Below are 17,399 nucleotides of genomic sequence, written 5' to 3' on the forward strand. Positions count from 1 at the left end.
TGAGGGGGAAATTTTCCGCGACACGCGTTTGGCCCTTTGCTTTCCCCAGCTTCGGAACCCCATGCCCGATATCAAGACGATCCTGACCGCCAAGAGCCCGCTGACCCTGTCGGGCGTTCCGGCGGGGTTCCTGCCGGTGCTGCTGGCCGACCTGTCGCGCGCCGCGACGACCCGTGCGGTCTTCATCTGCGCCGACGAAGCGCAGATGCGCGAACTCGCCTCGACCGCGCCCTATTTCGCGCCCGAGCTGGAAATCTTGCAGATCCCGGCCTGGGACTGCCTGCCCTATGACCGCGCCTCGCCGACCTTGCGGGTCATGGCGGAGCGGATCGCGGGACTGCACCGGCTTCAGGCCAAGCCGAAGACGCCGCAGCTGGTGCTGACCACCGCCAATGCCGCGACCCAGCGGGTGCTGACGCCGTTCCGCATCCGCCAGCTGGTCGCGCGCCTGGCCCCCGGCGAGCGGATCGGCCTGGAAAGGCTGTCCGCGCTGCTCCAGGCGAACGGCTATGTCCGCACCGAGACGGTCCACGACCAGGGCGAGTTCGCGGTGCGCGGCGGGCTGGTCGACCTGTTCCCCAGCGGCGAGGAACAGGCTTTGCGGCTCGACTTCTTCGGCGACGAAATCGAGAGCGTCCGCACCTTCGACCCCGCCGACCAGCGGACCACGGGGCGGATCGAGGGCTTCACCCTGCTCCCCGCGTCGGAAGCCCTGCTGGACGAGGAATCGATCAAGCGCTTCCGCACCCGCTACCGCGAAACCTTCGGCGCGACCGCGACCGGCGACCCGCTCTATCAGGCGGTGTCCGAGGGACGGCGCATGGCGGGGATGGAGCATTGGCTGCCGCTGTTCGAGGAGAAGCTGTCGACGCTGTTCGACCATCTCGGCGACGGCGCGGTCATCGTGCGCGACAATGGCGTCGCGGCGGCGGCGAGCGGCCGCTTCGACGCGATCGCCGACTATTACGAGAACCGCAAGCGCGCAGAAGCCGCGCAACCGGGCAGCTTCCGGCCGCTCCCCGCCAAGGCGCTCTATCTGGCGCCCAAGGAATGGGAGGCTGGGCTGGAGGCGGCGACCGCGCACCTCGTTTCGCCCTTCCACGAGCCCGAAAGCGCCACCGTCCTCGATTTCGAGGTGGACGGCGCGCGCGACTTCGCCCCCGAACGCGCGGCCCATGCCAATATCTATGAGGCGGTGGTCGATCATGTCGAGGCGCTGCGCAAGGAAGGCCGCAAGCCCGTCCTCGCCAGCTATTCCAACGGCGCGCGCGAACGGCTCGGCAGCCTGTTGAAGGACCATGGGCTGAAGGGCGCCAAGGCCGCCGAGACATGGCAGGAAGCGCTGGGCATCGCCGATACCACGAAGAGCTTCGGCGTCGCGCTGGTCGTCCTGCCGCTCGACCATGGCTTTACCGCACCGGGCATTGCGGTGCTGACCGAGCAGGACATGCTGGGCGACCGGCTGGTCCGGCGGCAGAAAAGGCGCAAGTCGGCCGATGCCTTCCTGGCGGAGCTGGCGACGCTGTCGCCCGGCGATCTGGTGGTGCATTCGGACCATGGCATCGGCCGCTATGAGGGGCTGACCTCGATCCCAGTCGGCAAGAGCCCGCATGACTGTGTCGCGCTCTCCTATGCGGGCGGCGACAAGCTGTACGTGCCGGTCGAAAATCTCGAAGTCCTGACCCGCTACGGCTCGGGCGAGGACGGCGCGACGCTGGACCGTCTGGGAGGCGAGGCGTGGCAGCGGCGCAAGTCGAAGATGAAGGAGCGCATCCGCGAGATCGCGGGTGAGCTGATCGCCACCGCCGCCGAACGCGCGCTGCGCCCCGGCGAGGTGGCCGAGCCCGACAGCGCGGGCTATCCGGCGTTCGTTGACCGTTTCCCCTATGAGGAAACCGACGATCAGGACCGGGCGATCGACGATGTGCTGGGCGACCTGACCGCAGGCAAGCCGATGGACCGGTTGATCGTCGGCGATGTCGGCTTCGGCAAGACCGAGGTCGCGCTGCGTGCCGCCTTCGTCGCTGCGATGGCGGGGATGCAGGTGGCGGTGGTCTGTCCCACCACGCTGCTCGCGCGCCAGCATTACAACAACTTCGTCGCGCGGTTCGAGGGCTTTCCGATCAAGATCGGCCGCCTCTCCCGCCTGGTCACCGCGACCGAGGCGAAGAAGGTCAAGGACGGTGCGGCGTCGGGCGATATCGACATCGTCGTCGGCACCCATGCGCTGCTGGCCAAGAATGTCGAGTTCAAGCGGCTCGGCCTCGTCATCGTGGACGAGGAACAGCGGTTCGGCGTGACGCACAAGGAACGGCTGAAGGCGCTGAAGGCCGATGTGCATATGCTGACGCTGACCGCCACGCCGATCCCGCGCACGCTGCAAATGGCGATGTCGGGCCTGCGCGAGCTGTCGGTGATCCAGACGCCGCCGGTCGACCGGCTTGCGGTGCGGACCTATGTCATGCCCTGGGACCCGGTGGTGCTGCGCGAGGCACTGCTGCGCGAACATTATCGCGGCGGGCAGAGCTTCCTCGTCACCCCGCGCGTCGCCGACCTGCCGGATATTGAAGAGTACCTCCGCAAGGAAGTGCCCGAGGTCCGCTATGTCGTCGCGCACGGCCAGATGTCGCCGACCGAAGTCGAGGAGCGCATGTCGGCCTTTTACGACCGCAAGTTCGAGGTGCTGGTCTCGACCACCATCATCGAAAGCGGCATCGACATTCCGTCCGCCAACACGATGATCGTCAACCGCGCCGACCGCTTCGGCCTCGCCCAGCTCTACCAGCTGCGCGGGCGCGTCGGCCGGTCGAAGACGCGCGCCTATGCCTATATGGTCACGCCGCCCGAACGGATGATGACCGAGGCGGCGGAGAAAAGGTTGAAGGTGCTGTCCGACCTAGACTCGCTGGGTGCGGGCTTCCAGCTGGCCAGCCACGACCTCGACATTCGCGGCGCCGGCAATCTGCTCGGCGACGAACAGTCGGGGCATATCAAGGAGGTGGGCTACGAACTTTATCAGTCGATGCTCGAAGAGGCGATCCTGGAGGCCAAGGCGGGCGGCGCGTTCGAGAAGAAGCGCGACTTCTCGCCCCAGATCACCGTCGATGCGGCGATCCTGATCCCGGAGGACTATGTCCCCGATCTCGACCTGCGCATGGGGCTGTATCGCCGCCTCAACGACCTGGAAAAGCACAGGGAAGTCGAGGAATTCGCCGCCGAGATGATCGACCGCTTCGGCCCGCTGCCCGAGGCGACCGACAATCTGATCCAGGTCATCAAGATCAAGCTGAACGCCAAAACGGCCTGCATCGCCAAGATGGACGTCGGCCCGCGCGGGGTGCTGATCAGCTTCCACGACAATCGTCCGCCCAATGTCGACGGTCTGTTCGCCTATGTCGAGCGGCTGGGCGACCTCGCCAAGCTGCGCCCCGACGGCAAGCTGGTCCTCAACCGCGCCTGGCCCGATGCCAAGGCCCGGCTGCACGGCGCGCTGCAACTGTCGAAGGGATTGGCGAAGGCGGCGGGGTAAATCGTCGCCCCCAGCGCAGGCTGGGGCCTCTCGCGATCGTCGGACCTCGTCGGGAAAGGCCCCAGCCTGCGCTGGGGCGACAGCATGTGCCTAGCTGCTGTGATCGGCGACGATCTTCCAGCCGTTGGCGCGGTGCTCGAAGACCAGGGTGGTCATCCCGCTCTCGTCCTTGGCGCCCCCCGTCAGCATCCAGCGCGCGAACAGGATGCGCCGCTCGCCGATCCGCTTGCATTCGAGAAAGGCGAAGCGCAGCTGTCCCCGGCTGTTGCCGCCGCCTGCGAAGCTCTTGCGGTAATTGTCGGCGATCGCGGCTTTTCCGCGGATCAGCCCCTTGCTGCCGACGAAAACCGCATCGGGGGCATAGATCGCCATGAAGCGGTCCAAATCGCCCGCATTCCATCCCGCCGCGCTCGCCAGCATCGTCGCGCGGATCGCCGCTTCCGCCGGATCGACGGCGGGGGCCGCCGCATGGGCGGTCATCGGGGCCAGCGCGACCGCCGCCATCACCATCACTTCGCGCATTCCATCTCCTCCTCGACCATCGCGACCAGATCGGGCCCGTCGAGCGGCGCGGCGCGCAGGAAACCCTGATAGGTCTCGCAGCCCAGACGGCCGAGCAGCTGCGCCTGCTCATGCGTCTCGACCCCCTCGGCGATGATGCCCATGCCCAGTTGCGTCGCGATCCCGATGACCCCGCGCACCACGACCCGGTCATGCTGCGATCCGTCGACCTCCGCCACCAGCGCGCGGTCGAGCTTCAGATAGTCGATCGGCAGGCTGGTCAGATAGGCGAGGCTGGAATAGCCGGTCCCGAAATCGTCGATCGCCACCCGGACGCCCGCCGCGCGCAGCGTGTCGAGCACGACCGCCGCACGGTCGAGCTCGCTGATCAGCCCCGTCTCGGTGATCTCCACTGTCAGCCGGTCGAGCGGAAAGCCGCTTGCCGCCACCCGGTCGAGGAACAGCCGGGCGAAGCCCGAGCGGCCGACATCGGCGGCGGTGATGTTGATCGACAGGCGCAGCTTGGCCAGCGGCGCGGGCCAGCATGCCGCGCGCTGCAACGCGATCTGCTGGATATGGTCGGACAGCGCCAGCCCCAGATCGGCGCGCTCGGCCGCCGCGAACAGGGGATCGGCCCCCAGCGGCCCCAGCGTCGGATGCCGCCAGCGCGCCAGGGCCTCGACGCCGGTGATCCGTCCGGTGGCGATCGCGACCTGCGGCTGGAAGACGATGTCGATCTCCCCCCGCTCGATGGCATGGTGCAGATCGGCACCCAGCACGTCGAGCGGCGCGGCATCGCCCGGATGGGCAAAGCGCAGCATCGCCCCGTCGCTCGCCCGCGCCTTGCGCAACGCCTCGCCCGCGCGGGTCAGCAGCATGCCGGGGTCTTCGCCGGGGCGATGCTCGGCCAGGCCCAGCCGCACGCCCAGCCGGATCGGCACCGCCCCCGCCTGGAACGGCAGCGCGAGCAGCGCCTCCAGCGTCTCGGCGATGGCGCGCCCCTCGCCCGGTGGCGCGATGCCCGCCATGACGAACTCGGCACCGCCCGACCGCGCGACGATCGCCCCGTCGCCAAAGGCCTCGGCCGCCGCCGCCTGGATTCGCGCCTCCACCCCGCGCAGCAGCATGTTGCCCGCCGGACGCCCATGCGCGGCATTGACCAGGTCCAGCCGCGACAGCGATATGACGATCGCGACGCAAGGATGACCGCGACCGATGGTGTCGGCGATCCAGCGATGGATCTCCCCCACCTCGCCATCGGCATGGCTTCGCCGCCGCCGCACGTCGAGCGTGCGCCGCGCGTGCCGATCCGCCATCTTCAGCGCGGCGCGGATCATCGCGTCGTCGGCCCCTGACGTCAGGATATGGGTCGCCCCCGCGGCCAAGAAGGCATCGAGCGTCATGCCGTCGCCATCGGGAACCGCGACCAGCATCGCCGCCCCCGTCGCCGCGACCACCGCGCCGAGCGCCTGCGCCGCGCGCAGTCCGGCATCCTCGTTCCACCGCGCGTCGATCAGTGCGATGCGCGCCTCGCTCGTCAGGAAGGACCCAATCAACGTGTCGCCGCCGGGCGGATCGCCGTCGCGCGGCGCCATCGACCAGATCGCCCAGCCCGCGCGGATCACCGCCTCGTCCAGCGTGGGCATGGCTTTGCCGGATGCCGGGTCGCCGGGGTGGAACGAAAGCGCAAAGACCGCCGTTCCCCCCATGTGGGCGTTAAATCCGAATTCATCCTGCGTCATGAACGCATCCTATCCCCCGGCATCGGCATCACCAACGCCTATCCGTCTTGTCGACGTCCCGTCATGGGTCTAGCGATATGACCATGGGTTGCGCCTCCGCCTCACCCGGTGGGTCCTCGCGTGGGTCCCTTGTCGACCAGCATGGCCGGACCATCCGCTATCTGCGGATTTCGGTCACCGACCGGTGCGACCTGCGCTGCCGCTACTGCATGGCCGAGCAGATGACCTTCCTGCCGCGCGCCAAGCTGCTGACCCTGGACGAAATCGCGATCATCGCCGAGCGGTTCATCGCGCGCGGCGTGACCCGGATCCGTCTGTCGGGCGGCGAGCCGCTGGTCCGGCGCGACGTCGCCGATCTGGTCCGGCGGCTGGGCAGCCATGTCGGGCAGGGCCTGGACGAACTGACCATGACCACCAACGGCACCCGGCTGGCGGACCATGCCGGGGCGCTGGTCGATGCGGGCGTGCGGCGAATCAATGTCAGCCTGGACAGCCGCGATCCCGAACGCTTCCGCTACATCACCCGGCACGGCGACGTGGCGCAGGTGATCCATGGCATCCTGTCCGCGCGCGACGCCGGGCTGTCGGTCAAAATCAACATGGTCGCGCTCAAGGGGCTGAACGACGACGAGATCGGGGCGATGCTCGCCTGGTGCGTGGCCGAGGGCCTCGACCTGTCCTTGATCGAGACGATGCCGCTCGGCGCGATCGACGAGGATCGGGTCGACCGCTTCCTGCCGCTGACCGAAATATTCGACCGGCTGTCCTCGCAATTCCCGCTCGTGCGCGCCGGGCATCGGACCGGAGGCCCCGCGCGATATTGGCAGGTCGAGGGCACCGGCACGCGACTGGGCCTCATCTCCCCGCTCACCGCCAATTTTTGCGACGGTTGCAACCGGGTGAGGCTGACGACCGAGGGCAAGCTGTATATGTGTCTGGGCCATGAGGATCAGGTGGATTTGAAGGCGGCCCTGCGCGAGGGCGGGCTGCGCGCGCTGGACGAGGCGATCGATGCGGGTCTGGCGGCCAAGCCCGCGCGGCACGATTTCCGGATCGAGGCGGGATCGGCCCCGGCGGTGTCGCGTCATATGAGCGTGACCGGCGGATGACGCTTCCCGTCCGGCGGGCGCTGGTCGCCTCGCCCACCGCCCCGGCCCAAGCCGCGGTCGCCGACCTGCAGAACAGCGCCGACTGGGTCGATTTCGACGAAGCCGATTATGTCATCGCACTCGGCGGCGACGGCTTCATGCTCCAGACGCTGCATCGGATGCTCGAGCGGCGGCGTGGCCCGGTGCCGGTGTTCGGCATGAACCTGGGCACGGTCGGCTTCCTGATGAACGAGTGGCGCGGCTATGGGCTGGAGGACCGGCTGTCCCGCGCCAAGCCGTTCCGCGTCACCCCGCTGAAGATGACCGCGACCGGGATCGACGGCCGCGTCCACACGCTGCCCGCGATCAACGAGGTGTCGCTGCTCCGCGAGACGCGCCAGACCGCCAAGCTGGAGGTCATAGTCAATGGCCGCATCGTCCTGCCCGAACTGGCCTGCGACGGCATCCTGGCCGCCACTCCGGCGGGGTCGACCGCCTATAATTTCTCGGCGCAAGGGCCCATCCTGCCGCTCGGCTCCGCGCTGATCGCGCTGACCCCGATCAGCCCTTTCCGTCCCCGGCGCTGGCGCGGGGCGATCCTGCCCGACAAGGCGCGCATCTCGATCCGCGTGCTCGATCCCGGCAAGCGCCCCGTGTCGGCGGTGGCCGACCAGCGCGAGGTGCGCGACGTGGCGCAGGTCGATATCTGCATGGACCGCTCGCGCGAGCTGACGCTGATGTTCGATCCCGAACACGCATTGGACGACCGCATCACGATGGAGCAGTTCGTCGCCTGACCGGCGACGGGGGGAGCAGTTCGTCGCCTGACCCGCATTTTATCCACAGCTTTGACGGCCGGGCTTACGCGAAACCGTCAAAAAAGGGGTTGCGGCTTTTTTCGAGCCCTTTATAGGACCCCTCCACAGCGCCGGAACATTCCCTGATAGCTCAGCGGTAGAGCTCTCGACTGTTAATCGAGCGGCCGTAGGTTCGAATCCTACTCAGGGAGCCACCGGCGCTGTCTTTCCCCAGACAGCGCCAGCATGACGGATCAGCCGTCGATCACGTGCGGAACGAACCGCGCCGTGTTCGAGGTGATCAGCCCGTCCTCGCGGATGCCCATCCCGACCGCCGCGCCGTCGACCACCCAGCTCCCCAGGACCGGAAAACATCCCGGCGCCGTCTCCGGCAGGCGATAGAGCGACTGGTACACATAGCCTTCCTCGCCATATTCGCCCTTCGTCTCGGCGATGATGTCGCCCGCGCGGCGGATCGAGACATTGGCGCCTTCGCGCGACAGGAGCGGCTTGGCCACCGCATCGCCGTCGGGGATCGTGAAGCTGGCGGGCAGCAGGTTGGGATGGCCCGGAAACAGGTCCCATAGCACCGGCAGGATCGCCTTGTTCGACCAGATCATCTTCCAGATCGGTTCGATCCATAGCGTGTCGCCGCGCGCCAGATTGTCGAGCAGATGCGGCGCGAAGTCCTCATGGACCAGCCATTCCCACGGATAGAGCTTGAACAGCGCCTCGATCCGCATGTCCCCTTCGTCGACGAAACAATGGTCGTCATGGTGCCAGCCGATCCGCTCCATCAGGATCGGCACGGTCGTAATCCCCGCCGCCTCGGCGGTATCGCGCAGATAGGCCGCCGTGATCGCATCCTCGCCCGCCAGATCGGCGATATGCGCGACGTGCAGCGTGGCGGGCAGATCGGGGGCGATCTCCGCCCAGCGCGCGACCAGCGCTTCGTGCAGGCTGTTGAACTGGTCCAGCCGGGGGAAGCATTCCTCCTTCCACGCCCATTGCACCACCGCCGCCTCCAGCAGCGAGGTCGGCGTGTCGCAGTTGAACTCGAACAATTTGGGAGCGTCCTGCCCGTCGAAGCCCAGGTCGAACCGGCCGAAGTTCAGGCCCGGCGGCTCGGCGTCCCAGGCTTCGCGGATCGGATCGTGGAACACCGGCGGAATGCCGAAGCGCGAGAGCAGGGCGGGCTCGCTGACCACCGCTTCGCCCGCCGCCAGGAACAGCCGATAGAGTTCGGTCGTCGCCGCCTCGATCCGGTCGATCTGCGCGCGGGCGAAGCGGTAACAGGCACTCTCGTCCCAATAGGGGCGCTCCCTGCCCTCGTGCCAGATCAGGCCGAGCGCCTCGACCTTGGCCTGCCAGTCGGGACGCGGCGTCAGGCTCTGGCGGATCATGCGTGGATGCTGCCGAAACGGCTGGCCGAGGATCCGAACCCGCCCCGGCTGATCGCTGCCGCGCGGGTCATCGCGCTGCCCGCCGGGGCCGTCACATAGCGGCCGCCGGGCGCGGCGCGGAAGCTGCCGCCCGTCGCGCGCTCGCCATAATAGGGAATGGAGCGGCCGCGGCCCAGAAAATACCAGAAAGCGCCGCTCCCGCCGCCCACGCGGTGCTGGCGGCATCGATCGTCGGGAAGGCGCGTGCCCTGCGCATCGGTGCAGATGGCGGTGTCGTTATCGGCGGTCCAATTGTCGTCCGCCTTGGACCGATTGCACCCGCTGGCCAACAGAATCGCCGCAAGCGCCGTCGTATATCTCAGATCGAAAGCCATGAATTCCCTCCCTGCCGCCATCATGGGCCAGCAGAGCCGGTCTTGGCTAGCGCTACCGCGAGCGCGTCGGCGCGAATGCGGTGGCGGCGACCGTCCTGGCCGCCGCCCTCCCATCGATCAGCGGCAACGGACCTTGCCGCGATCGATCGACCGCCCGAGCAGCGCGCCGCCGCCCGCGCCAAGCAGCGTGCCCAGCGTGCCGCCGCCGATGACATTGCCCAGCACACCGCCGCCGACCGCGCCGATGACCAGCCCGGTGGTGCCGTCATTGCGCTTGCAATAGGTGCGCCCATCGCGACCCCGGAAGATCTGGTCGTCGCGGGTCAGGCGACGTTCGCGGTGATTGCCGCGACGATAGTCGCGCGACGCATCCCAGTCGTCGCGGTCGCCATGCCAGCGATAATCGCGTTCCTGCGCGACGGCGGGCGTGGCGGCGATGGGGGCGGCAACGGTAACGACGGCCAGAGCGGCGAGCATGGCTTTCACGGCAGGTCTCCTTATCCTCGAGCCCGCACAACGCACATCAACGTCACCCGTTCAATTCGGCCCGTCCCGGGCGGAGGCTGGCATCGATCCGCACGCTGGGGCATTGAGGAAGGATGCGCCAAGCCACCACGATATTGACCGTCGACACCCATGGCCAGGGCCTGACCGACATCACGCGGAGCGTCACCGCCTGGGTTCGCGAGCAGGCCATGGACGAGGGGCTGCTGACTCTGTTCTGCCGCCACACCTCGGCCTCGCTCATCATCCAGGAAAATGCCGCGCCGGAGGTCCGGACCGACATCCTCGCCTATTTCGCGCGCATCGCGCCCGAGGACCGGCATGCCTATGCCCATGACGACGAAGGGCCCGACGACATGCCCGCGCACCTGCGCGCCATCCTGACCGGGGTGCATCTGTCGGTGCCGCTGATCGGTGGGCGGCTGGCGCTGGGGACGTGGCAGGGCATTTATCTGTTCGAACATCGCCGTGCGCCCCATCGTCGGCAAATCGCGATCCATATGGCCGGTCTGTGACGCACAATTCATCGCGGGAGCCAAACCGTTCATCGACCGTTCTGCCGGGATAGGGTAAACCGATTCCAGCTACAGGGCTGTTGCCGTCCGGCCCGGTCGTGCGGCAAGGAAAGGAAGAAGTGTCCATGCAATTCGGTCGGAAGATCGCGCTCGCGCTGGTCGGCGCCAGCACCCTGATGGTCGCGGGATGCGCGACCGAAACCACTTACCGCCCGGCGACGGGAACGGGCTTCTACCGCACCGGCTATTCCGATCAGCAGCTGGAACCCGGCCGCTTCATCGTCAGCTTCGCGGGCAACACGGTGACGTCGCGCGACACGGTCGAGCGTTATCTGCTGTTCCGCGCCGCCGAGCTGACGCTGGCCAATGGCTATGACTATTTCGTGATGGCCGACCGCGACACGCAGCTGCGGTCGCGCACCTATTCGACCCCCGGCGCGTTCGGGCCGGGCTTTGGCGGCTGGGGCGGCGGCTGGTGGGGTCCGTCGTGGCGCTATTATGGCCGCGGCTTCGGTTGGCGCAGCTGGGACCCGTTCTGGGGTGATCCCTTCTTCGGCAACAACATGGATATCAACACCATCGACCGCTATGAAGCGACCGCCGAGGTCGTGATGCGCAAGGGGCCGATCCCGCGCGACAATCTGCGCGCCTTCGATGCGCGCGCGATCGTCAACACGATCGGGCCGACGGTGGTGATGCCCAAGTAAGACTGGTCGATCGCGACCGAATGGGGCGGCTGCCTGCCGGGCGGCCGCCCTTTTTTGTGCCTTGGGGACGCCCGCCCGCCAGCCCGACGAATGCGGGTTTCGATCGAGGCAGCCCCCAGCCTGCGCGGGGTGTTTGATCCCGCAGTGTGGTGGTACGTTTGAGCATCATGCATGGCGGGAGGAGCTATGGGGCAGGTTCTACACGGGAGCGCCCGCACGACTGAGGCAGTCCGTCGAGCGATACAGCGGAGTGAAGAGAGCGTAAGGGCTCTGGCCCGACGACACGGCATCAGCCCGACCACCGTCCAGAAGTGGCGCAAGCGGGCGAGCGTCAGCGATGCCCCGATGGGGCCGAAGGCCATTCATTCCACCGTGCTGACGCCGGACGAGGAAGCGATGATTGTGGCGTTCCGGCGTCACACGCTGCTGCCGTTAGCCTGCCCCCGCGTAGGCGGGGGACTGCCTCTACGGCCTCCAGCCGACGATCCCACATCTAACCCGTTCCGCGCTACACCGCTGCCTGCAGCGGCATGGAATCAGCTGGCTGCCCGAGATGGACGGTGACAAGCCAGCCAGACAGAAGTTCAAGGCCTACCCGATCGGCTACTTCCACATCGACATCGCCGAGGTCCGCACCGAGGAAGGCAAGCTCTACCTGTTCGTCGCGATCGACCGGACATCGAAGATTGCTTTTGCCAGGCTCCGGGACAAGGCCAACGTCGCCGCTGCCGTCGCCTTCCTCGACGAACTGGTCGATGCAGTGCCCTATGATATCCACACTGTGCTGACCGACAACGGCATCCAGTTCGCCGATCTGCCGAAGAACCGGGACGGACCCACGGCACGCCTGCGCGGTCACCCCTTCGATCGCGCCTGCTGGCGGCATGAGATCGAGCACCGGCTCACCAAGCCGAACCATCCCTGGACCAACGGCCAGGTCGAACGAATGAACCGGACCATCAAGGACGCAACGGTCAAACGCTATCACTACGACAGCCATGACCAGCTTCGACAGCACCTCCAGCTATTCATTGACGCCTACAACCATGCCCGTCGGCTGAAGACGCTCCGTGGCCTCACACCCTACGAATATGTCGCACGCATCTGGACAGAAGACCCGGACCGATTCAAAATCAATCCGTACCGCCACTCCCCGGGACTAAACACCTAGGGTGACGAGGTATGAAAAAAGGCGGCGGACCGAAGCCCGCCGCCCCTCTTTTCATTCGGCGGGAGGACGGATCAGACCGTCACCGCGCCGTGGCAATGCTTGTACTTCAGCCCCGAGCCGCAGGGGCACGGCGCGTTGCGGTTCACGCGGCCTTCCCACTGGGCCGGGTCGGTGCCCAGGTCCATGCCCTCGGGCTGCGGGATTTGCATCGGCGGCATTTGCGGCTGGATCAGGCCGCGCGCGGCGGCGTCCCAGTCGTTGCTATTGTCCTCGCCGGTGAACGGATCGAAGTGCGAGGTGATGAAGTCGGGTAGCTCGGGGAGTTCGGGCGGCGCCTGAATCTGGAACTGGGCATAGGCGATGGTGCGCGTCACATCCTCGCGGATATTGTCGAGCATCCGCTGGAACAGCGAAAACGCCTCGTGCTTATATTCGTTGATCGGCGTCTTCTGCGCATAGGCGCGCAGGTGGACGACCTGGCGCAGCGCGTCGAGCGTCGCCAGATGCTCCTTCCAGTGATGGTCGAGATTCTGGAGCAGGATCGACTTCTCGACACTGGTCCAGGTCTCGGGCTCCAGCTCCTTGGCCTTGGCCTCGACCATCGCGTCCGCCTCGGCGGTCACGCGCTCCAGCACGATCTCGGGGTCGATCGCTTCCTCGGCCAGCCAGGCGTCGATCGGCGGCTCCATGTTGAGCAGGTCCTTGAGCTGCTGCTTCATGCCAGCGACGTCCCATTGCTCGGGATAGCTGTTGGGCGGGCAGGCGGTGCCGACGATCGCGTTCACCGTCTCGGCGCGCATGTCGGCCACGACCTCGCCCACCGTTTCGGCATCCATGATGTCGGCGCGCTGCTCATAGATGACCTTGCGCTGGTCGTTCATCACGTCGTCATATTCGACGACCTGCTTGCGGATGTCGTAGTTGCGCGCCTCGACCTTCTTCTGCGCGGTCTCGATCGCCTTGGACAGCCACTTGCTGCCGATCGCCTCGCCATCCTCGATATTGCTGCGCATCATCTTGGCGAACAGCGTGTCGGGGCCGAAGATGCGGAGCAGATCGTCGTCCAGGCTGAGATAGAAGCGCGACAGGCCCGGATCGCCCTGGCGACCCGAACGGCCGCGCAGCTGGTTGTCGATGCGGCGGCTCTCGTGCCGCTCGGTGCCGAGCACGAACAGGCCGCCCGCCTCCAGCACCTTCTGCTTCTCCTCGGCGATCTCGGCGCGGATGCGGGTCGCGGCGGCGTCATAGTCCGGCGTGCCCTCGACCAGATCGGGATGCTCGTCGAGCATCCGGAATTCGAGGTTGCCGCCCAGCTGGATGTCGGTGCCGCGACCCGCCATGTTGGTCGCGATCGTCACCGCGCCCAGCCGGCCCGCCTGCGCCACGATATGCGCCTCCATCTCGTGATAGCGCGCGTTCAGCACCTTGTGGGGCACGCCCTCCTGCACCAGAAACTCGCTGAGCAGTTCGGACTTCTCGATCGAGACGGTGCCGACCAGCACCGGCTGGCCCTTGGCGGCGTGGTCGCGGATCTTCTTGGCGATCGCCAGGAACTTGTCCTGGGTGTTCTTGTAGAACTCGTCCTCCTCGTCGACGCGCGCGATCGGCAGGTTCGTCGGGATGGTGACGACGTTGATCTTGTAGATGTCGTAGAATTCGCCCGCTTCGGTCGCGGCGGTGCCGGTCATGCCCGAAATCTTCGGGTACATGCGGAAATAATTCTGGAAGGTGATCGAGGCCATGGTCTGGTTCTCGGGCTCGATATTGACGCCCTCCTTGGCCTCGACCGCTTGGTGAAGCCCCTCCGACCAGCGGCGCCCGTCCATCATGCGGCCGGTGAACTCGTCGATGATGACGACCTTGCCGTCCTTCACTATGTAATCGGTGTCGCGCTTGAACATCATGTTCGCGCGCAGCGCCTGATTCAGATGGTGGACGACCTGGGTATTCTCGAAGTCGTAGAGATTCTCGCCCTGGAGCAGCCCGGCGGCCTCCAGCAGACGCTCGGCGCGCTCGGTGCCGTCCTCGGTCAGGATGATCGACTTCTGCTTCTCGTCCTTCTCGTAATCGTCGGCCGTCAGCTGCTTCACGATCGCATCGACGCCGATATACAGCTCGGACTTGTCGTCGGTCGGGCCCGAGATGATCAGCGGGGTGCGCGCCTCATCGATCAGGATCGAGTCGACCTCGTCGACGATCGCATAGTTGAAGGGGCGCTGCACCATCGAGGAGCGCTCATACTTCATATTGTCGCGCAGATAGTCGAAGCCGAACTCGTTGTTCGTGCCATAGGTGATGTCGGCGTCATAGGCCGCGCGGCGCTGGCCGTCGTCGAGGTTCGGGATGATGGTCCCGGTGGTCAGGCCGAGGAAATTGTAGACGCGGCCCATCGTCGCGGCGTCGCGGCTGGCGAGGTAATCGTTGACGGTGACGACGTGCACGCCCTTGCCGGGCAGCGCGTTCAGATAGGTGGCGAGCGTGGCGACCAGCGTCTTGCCCTCGCCCGTGCGCATCTCGGCGATCTCGCCGCGATGCAGGACGATGCCGCCGATCATCTGCACGTCATAGTGACGCTGGCCCAGCACGCGCTTCGCCGCCTCGCGCACGGTCGCGAACGCCTCGGGCAGCAGGCTGTCGAGCGTCGCGCCCTGATCGAGCTGTTCGCGGAACTTCACCGTCTGCGCGGCGAGCTGCGCGTCGGTCATCGCCTCCATTTCGGGCTCGAACGCCGCGATCTTGGCGAGGGTCGGCTTGAGCGACTTGACGTAGCGGTCGTTGGACGAACCGAACAGGGACTTGGCGAGGCCGCCGAACATAAGCGATTTCCTGACTGAAATATCGTGAGATGGGCGCGCCGCCGCCGGGAGGCCGGGCGCGCGCGACTGCAATGGCAAGGAGGGGGGTCGGCCGGGGCCGACGCCGGGGCTATTCGCGCCGACGGCCCATGAAGATCGCGGCGACCGGCCGCGGCGCGGTCGCCCGGAACAGCGCAAGCGGCTGAGCACTGGCGACCAGCGTGGCCAGCGCCTGCACCGGCCGGGTCGCGGCGCGCGCGACGGCGGCCTGCTTGGCGGCCGCCACGATGCTGCATTCGGCCACGACGCCCCGCGCCTCCTGCCCACGCGCACTCGCGCCCACGCCGGTCAGCGCGGACAAAAGGGCGGAAAGGAGCAGAAGCAGGTTCATGCGAGGCTTGTCTTAGGCAGATACGCGCGGCGCGTCCATCCGTTGCATGGTCCGGCAAGCCTCGACAGTCATCGCACGTCCGTCGGCAGGCTTGGCAGTTCCCAGCGGACCTTGAAACCACGATAGATGCCGCGCACCGCCTGCCCCTTGTCATCGCGGGCGGGTTGAAACCGGACATGGCCCACGACCATGGCGCAGGTCGCTTCGTCGAGCACCGCATGACCGCTGCTTTCCAGAACCTCGCATCGGGTCGGGCGCCCGTCCGGATCGACCAGGACCGCAAGGCTCGAACGCCCCTCCCACCCCTGACGCATCGCCTCATCCGGATAGGAATCGGGTCCGAAAGCGGCGGCCGGATTGCCCAGGATGCGCGGCGGGACGGCCGGAACCGGAAGATCGCGGGGCAAGCTCCCCAGACCGCCTTGCCGGCTGCGTTCATAAGCCCATTCGATCGAGAACGACGTCAGGACGAACAACAATAGGGCAAGCACGCCGACCAGCGCCAGCACGCCATTTCGCAGCCCGCGCCCTGCACCCCACATATCGCCCGTCCCCTGATCCCGACGATCGCCATCAAAGCCGCCGCCCCGATCCGGGTCAAGCCGATGGAAGCGCTTGCCCCTGCCCCCCGCTCGGTTATGTAGCTGGCCCCCATGAGCACCGCCACCTCGCCCCTCGCCCAGCCCTTCCCCGCCCTGCCCGCGATCGACGGCGTGACGCTGCGCGTCGCCCGCGCGCGGTACAAGAATTGGGACCGTTGCGACCTGACCTTCGTGACGCTGCCCGAGGGGACCAGCGTGGCGGGCGTGCTGACCACCAGCAAATGCCCCAGCCCGGAAGTCGAATGGTGCCGCAAGGCGCTGGTGCTGGGCCAGGCCCGCGCGCTGGTCGTCAATGCTGGCAATTCCAACGCCTTTACCGGCCATCGGGGCCGCGCCGCCGTCGAGGCGATCGCCGCGCGCACCGCCGCCGCGATGGAGTGCCAGCCCTCGGACGTGTTCGTCGCCTCGACCGGCGTGATCGGCGTGCCGCTGCCCATCGACAAGGCCGAGGCGGGCCTGGACGCCGCCTTCACCGCCGCGCCCTGCGGGTGGGAGGATGCCGCCGCGACGATCATGACCACCGACACCTTCGCCAAGGGCGCGACGACCACCGCCATGGTCGATGGCCGCACGGTGACGCTGGCGGGGATCATCAAGGGATCGGGCATGATCGCGCCCGACATGGCGACGATGCTGGGCTTCATCTTCACCGACGCCGCGGTCGAACCCGAATTCCTGCAACGCGCGCTAAACGCCGCCAATGGCCGCAGCTTTTCGTGCATCACGGTCGATGGCGATACCTCGACCAGCGACACGGTGCTGGCCTTCGCCACGGGCAAGGCGGGCAATGCGCCGCTGGCCGATGACGACAGCGACGGCGCGGACGCCTTCCGCGCGGCGCTGGCCGATCTGTGCCACCAGCTCGCGCTGCTGGTCGTGCGCGACGGCGAGGGCGCGAGCAAGCTGATCGAGATCCGGGTCGAGGGCGCCGAGAGCGACCGTTCGGCGCACCGTATCGCGATGTCGATCGCCAACTCGCCGCTGGTGAAGACCGCCATCGCGGGCGAGGACGCCAATTGGGGCCGCGTCGTCATGGCGGTCGGCAAGGCTGGCGAACCGGCGGAGCGCGACAAGCTGTCGATCCGCTTCGGCGAGACTTTGGTCGCGCGCGAGGGCCTGGCGGTCGAGGGTTATGACGAGGCCCCGGTCGCCGCACATCTGAAGGGACAGGAGATCGCGGTCGGCGTCGATCTGGGCCTGGGCGACGGCGCGGCGACGGTCTGGACCTGCGATCTGACGCACGGCTATATCTCGATCAACGCCGATTATCGGAGCTGACG

At 67.3% G+C, this 17,399-nt stretch carries 14 protein-coding genes, 1 tRNA gene and 1 pseudogene; 8 read left to right on the plus strand and 8 right to left on the minus strand.

Annotated elements, in window-relative coordinates:
• Positions 1-61: 61 nt before the first annotated feature.
• Positions 62-3,529 (plus strand): transcription-repair coupling factor, encoded by a 3,468-nt coding sequence (mfd, locus tag ACFX59_RS08690; protein ID WP_387431537.1) that lies wholly within the window; start codon positions 62-64, stop codon positions 3,527-3,529.
• Between the two features lie 90 nt (positions 3,530-3,619).
• Here mfd and ACFX59_RS08695 read toward each other — a convergent pair whose 3' ends face one another.
• Together ACFX59_RS08695 and ACFX59_RS08700 are read right to left on the minus strand one after the other, a co-directional pair.
• Positions 3,620-4,051 carry a YybH family protein gene (locus ACFX59_RS08695; protein WP_387431540.1) on the minus strand — a complete coding sequence of 144 codons (432 nt, stop codon included), beginning with the start codon at positions 4,049-4,051 and terminating at the stop codon, positions 3,620-3,622.
• The gene (locus ACFX59_RS08700) at positions 4,039-5,772 is read right to left on the minus strand and encodes a putative bifunctional diguanylate cyclase/phosphodiesterase (RefSeq protein ID WP_387431543.1); all 1,734 of its coding nucleotides are present in this window, start codon (positions 5,770-5,772) and stop codon (positions 4,039-4,041) included. Before ACFX59_RS08700 ends, ACFX59_RS08695 begins: the two co-directional genes overlap by 13 nt.
• A 77-nt stretch (positions 5,773-5,849) precedes the next feature.
• Here ACFX59_RS08700 and moaA point away from each other — a divergent pair, with 77 nt between their 5' ends.
• From moaA to ACFX59_RS08715, 3 genes are all read left to right on the plus strand, one after another.
• Positions 5,850-6,881 carry a GTP 3',8-cyclase MoaA gene (moaA, locus tag ACFX59_RS08705; RefSeq protein WP_387431545.1) on the plus strand — a complete coding sequence of 344 codons (1,032 nt, stop codon included), beginning with the start codon at positions 5,850-5,852 and terminating at the stop codon, positions 6,879-6,881.
• Positions 6,878-7,657: an NAD kinase gene (locus ACFX59_RS08710; RefSeq protein WP_387431548.1), complete on the plus strand. Its 780-nt coding sequence runs from the start codon at positions 6,878-6,880 to the stop codon at positions 7,655-7,657. Before moaA ends, ACFX59_RS08710 begins: the two co-directional genes overlap by 4 nt.
• Before the next feature lie 140 nt (positions 7,658-7,797).
• A tRNA-Asn gene (locus ACFX59_RS08715) sits at positions 7,798-7,872 on the plus strand.
• Positions 7,873-7,911: 39 nt separating this feature from the next.
• Here ACFX59_RS08715 and ACFX59_RS08720 read toward each other — a convergent pair.
• The 3 genes from ACFX59_RS08720 to ACFX59_RS08730 all read right to left on the minus strand — a co-directional run bounded on the left by ACFX59_RS08720 (position 7,912) and on the right by ACFX59_RS08730 (position 9,911).
• The gene (locus ACFX59_RS08720) at positions 7,912-9,060 is read right to left on the minus strand and encodes a glutathionylspermidine synthase family protein (RefSeq protein WP_387431550.1); all 1,149 of its coding nucleotides are present in this window, start codon (positions 9,058-9,060) and stop codon (positions 7,912-7,914) included.
• Positions 9,057-9,434 (minus strand): hypothetical protein, encoded by a 378-nt coding sequence (locus ACFX59_RS08725; protein ID WP_387431553.1) that lies wholly within the window; start codon positions 9,432-9,434, stop codon positions 9,057-9,059. Before ACFX59_RS08725 ends, ACFX59_RS08720 begins: the two co-directional genes overlap by 4 nt.
• 117 nt (positions 9,435-9,551) lie before the next feature.
• Positions 9,552-9,911: a glycine zipper 2TM domain-containing protein gene (locus ACFX59_RS08730; RefSeq protein ID WP_387431621.1), complete on the minus strand. Its 360-nt coding sequence runs from the start codon at positions 9,909-9,911 to the stop codon at positions 9,552-9,554.
• Positions 9,912-10,033: 122 nt separating this feature from the next.
• Between ACFX59_RS08730 and ACFX59_RS08735 the strand changes: the two genes are divergently transcribed.
• The 3 genes and pseudogenes from ACFX59_RS08735 (at position 10,034) to ACFX59_RS08745 (ending at position 12,331) form a co-directional block, all read left to right on the plus strand.
• Positions 10,034-10,453: a secondary thiamine-phosphate synthase enzyme YjbQ gene (locus ACFX59_RS08735; protein WP_309696237.1), complete on the plus strand. Its 420-nt coding sequence runs from the start codon at positions 10,034-10,036 to the stop codon at positions 10,451-10,453.
• Between the two features lie 125 nt (positions 10,454-10,578).
• Positions 10,579-11,160, plus strand: coding sequence for a CC0125/CC1285 family lipoprotein (locus ACFX59_RS08740; RefSeq protein WP_307099601.1), 582 nt, complete (start codon positions 10,579-10,581; stop codon positions 11,158-11,160).
• 186 nt (positions 11,161-11,346) lie between these two features.
• Positions 11,347-12,331, plus strand: a pseudogene (locus ACFX59_RS08745) (IS481 family transposase).
• A 71-nt stretch (positions 12,332-12,402) separates the two neighbouring features.
• On the opposite strand, the gene secA reads toward ACFX59_RS08745, so the two are convergent.
• The 3 genes from secA to ACFX59_RS08760 form a co-directional block, all read right to left on the minus strand.
• The gene (secA, locus tag ACFX59_RS08750; RefSeq protein ID WP_387431557.1) at positions 12,403-15,147 is read right to left on the minus strand and encodes a preprotein translocase subunit SecA; all 2,745 of its coding nucleotides are present in this window, start codon (positions 15,145-15,147) and stop codon (positions 12,403-12,405) included.
• Positions 15,148-15,256: 109 nt separating this feature from the next.
• On the minus strand, positions 15,257-15,517 hold the full coding sequence (locus tag ACFX59_RS08755) for a hypothetical protein (protein ID WP_354296765.1): 261 nt from the start codon (positions 15,515-15,517) through the stop codon (positions 15,257-15,259).
• Positions 15,518-15,585: 68 nt separating this feature from the next.
• Positions 15,586-16,026: an energy transducer TonB gene (locus ACFX59_RS08760; protein ID WP_387431560.1), complete on the minus strand. Its 441-nt coding sequence runs from the start codon at positions 16,024-16,026 to the stop codon at positions 15,586-15,588.
• Positions 16,027-16,170: 144 nt separating this feature from the next.
• Here ACFX59_RS08760 and argJ point away from each other — a divergent pair, with 144 nt between their 5' ends.
• Positions 16,171-17,397 carry a bifunctional glutamate N-acetyltransferase/amino-acid acetyltransferase ArgJ gene (gene argJ, locus ACFX59_RS08765; protein ID WP_387431562.1) on the plus strand — a complete coding sequence of 409 codons (1,227 nt, stop codon included), beginning with the start codon at positions 16,171-16,173 and terminating at the stop codon, positions 17,395-17,397.
• Positions 17,398-17,399 lie beyond the last annotated feature (2 nt).

Source organism: Sphingomonas sp. NCPPB 2930, from assembly GCF_042867205.1.
In the GTDB taxonomy this organism is placed as follows: domain Bacteria; phylum Pseudomonadota; class Alphaproteobacteria; order Sphingomonadales; family Sphingomonadaceae; genus Sphingomonas.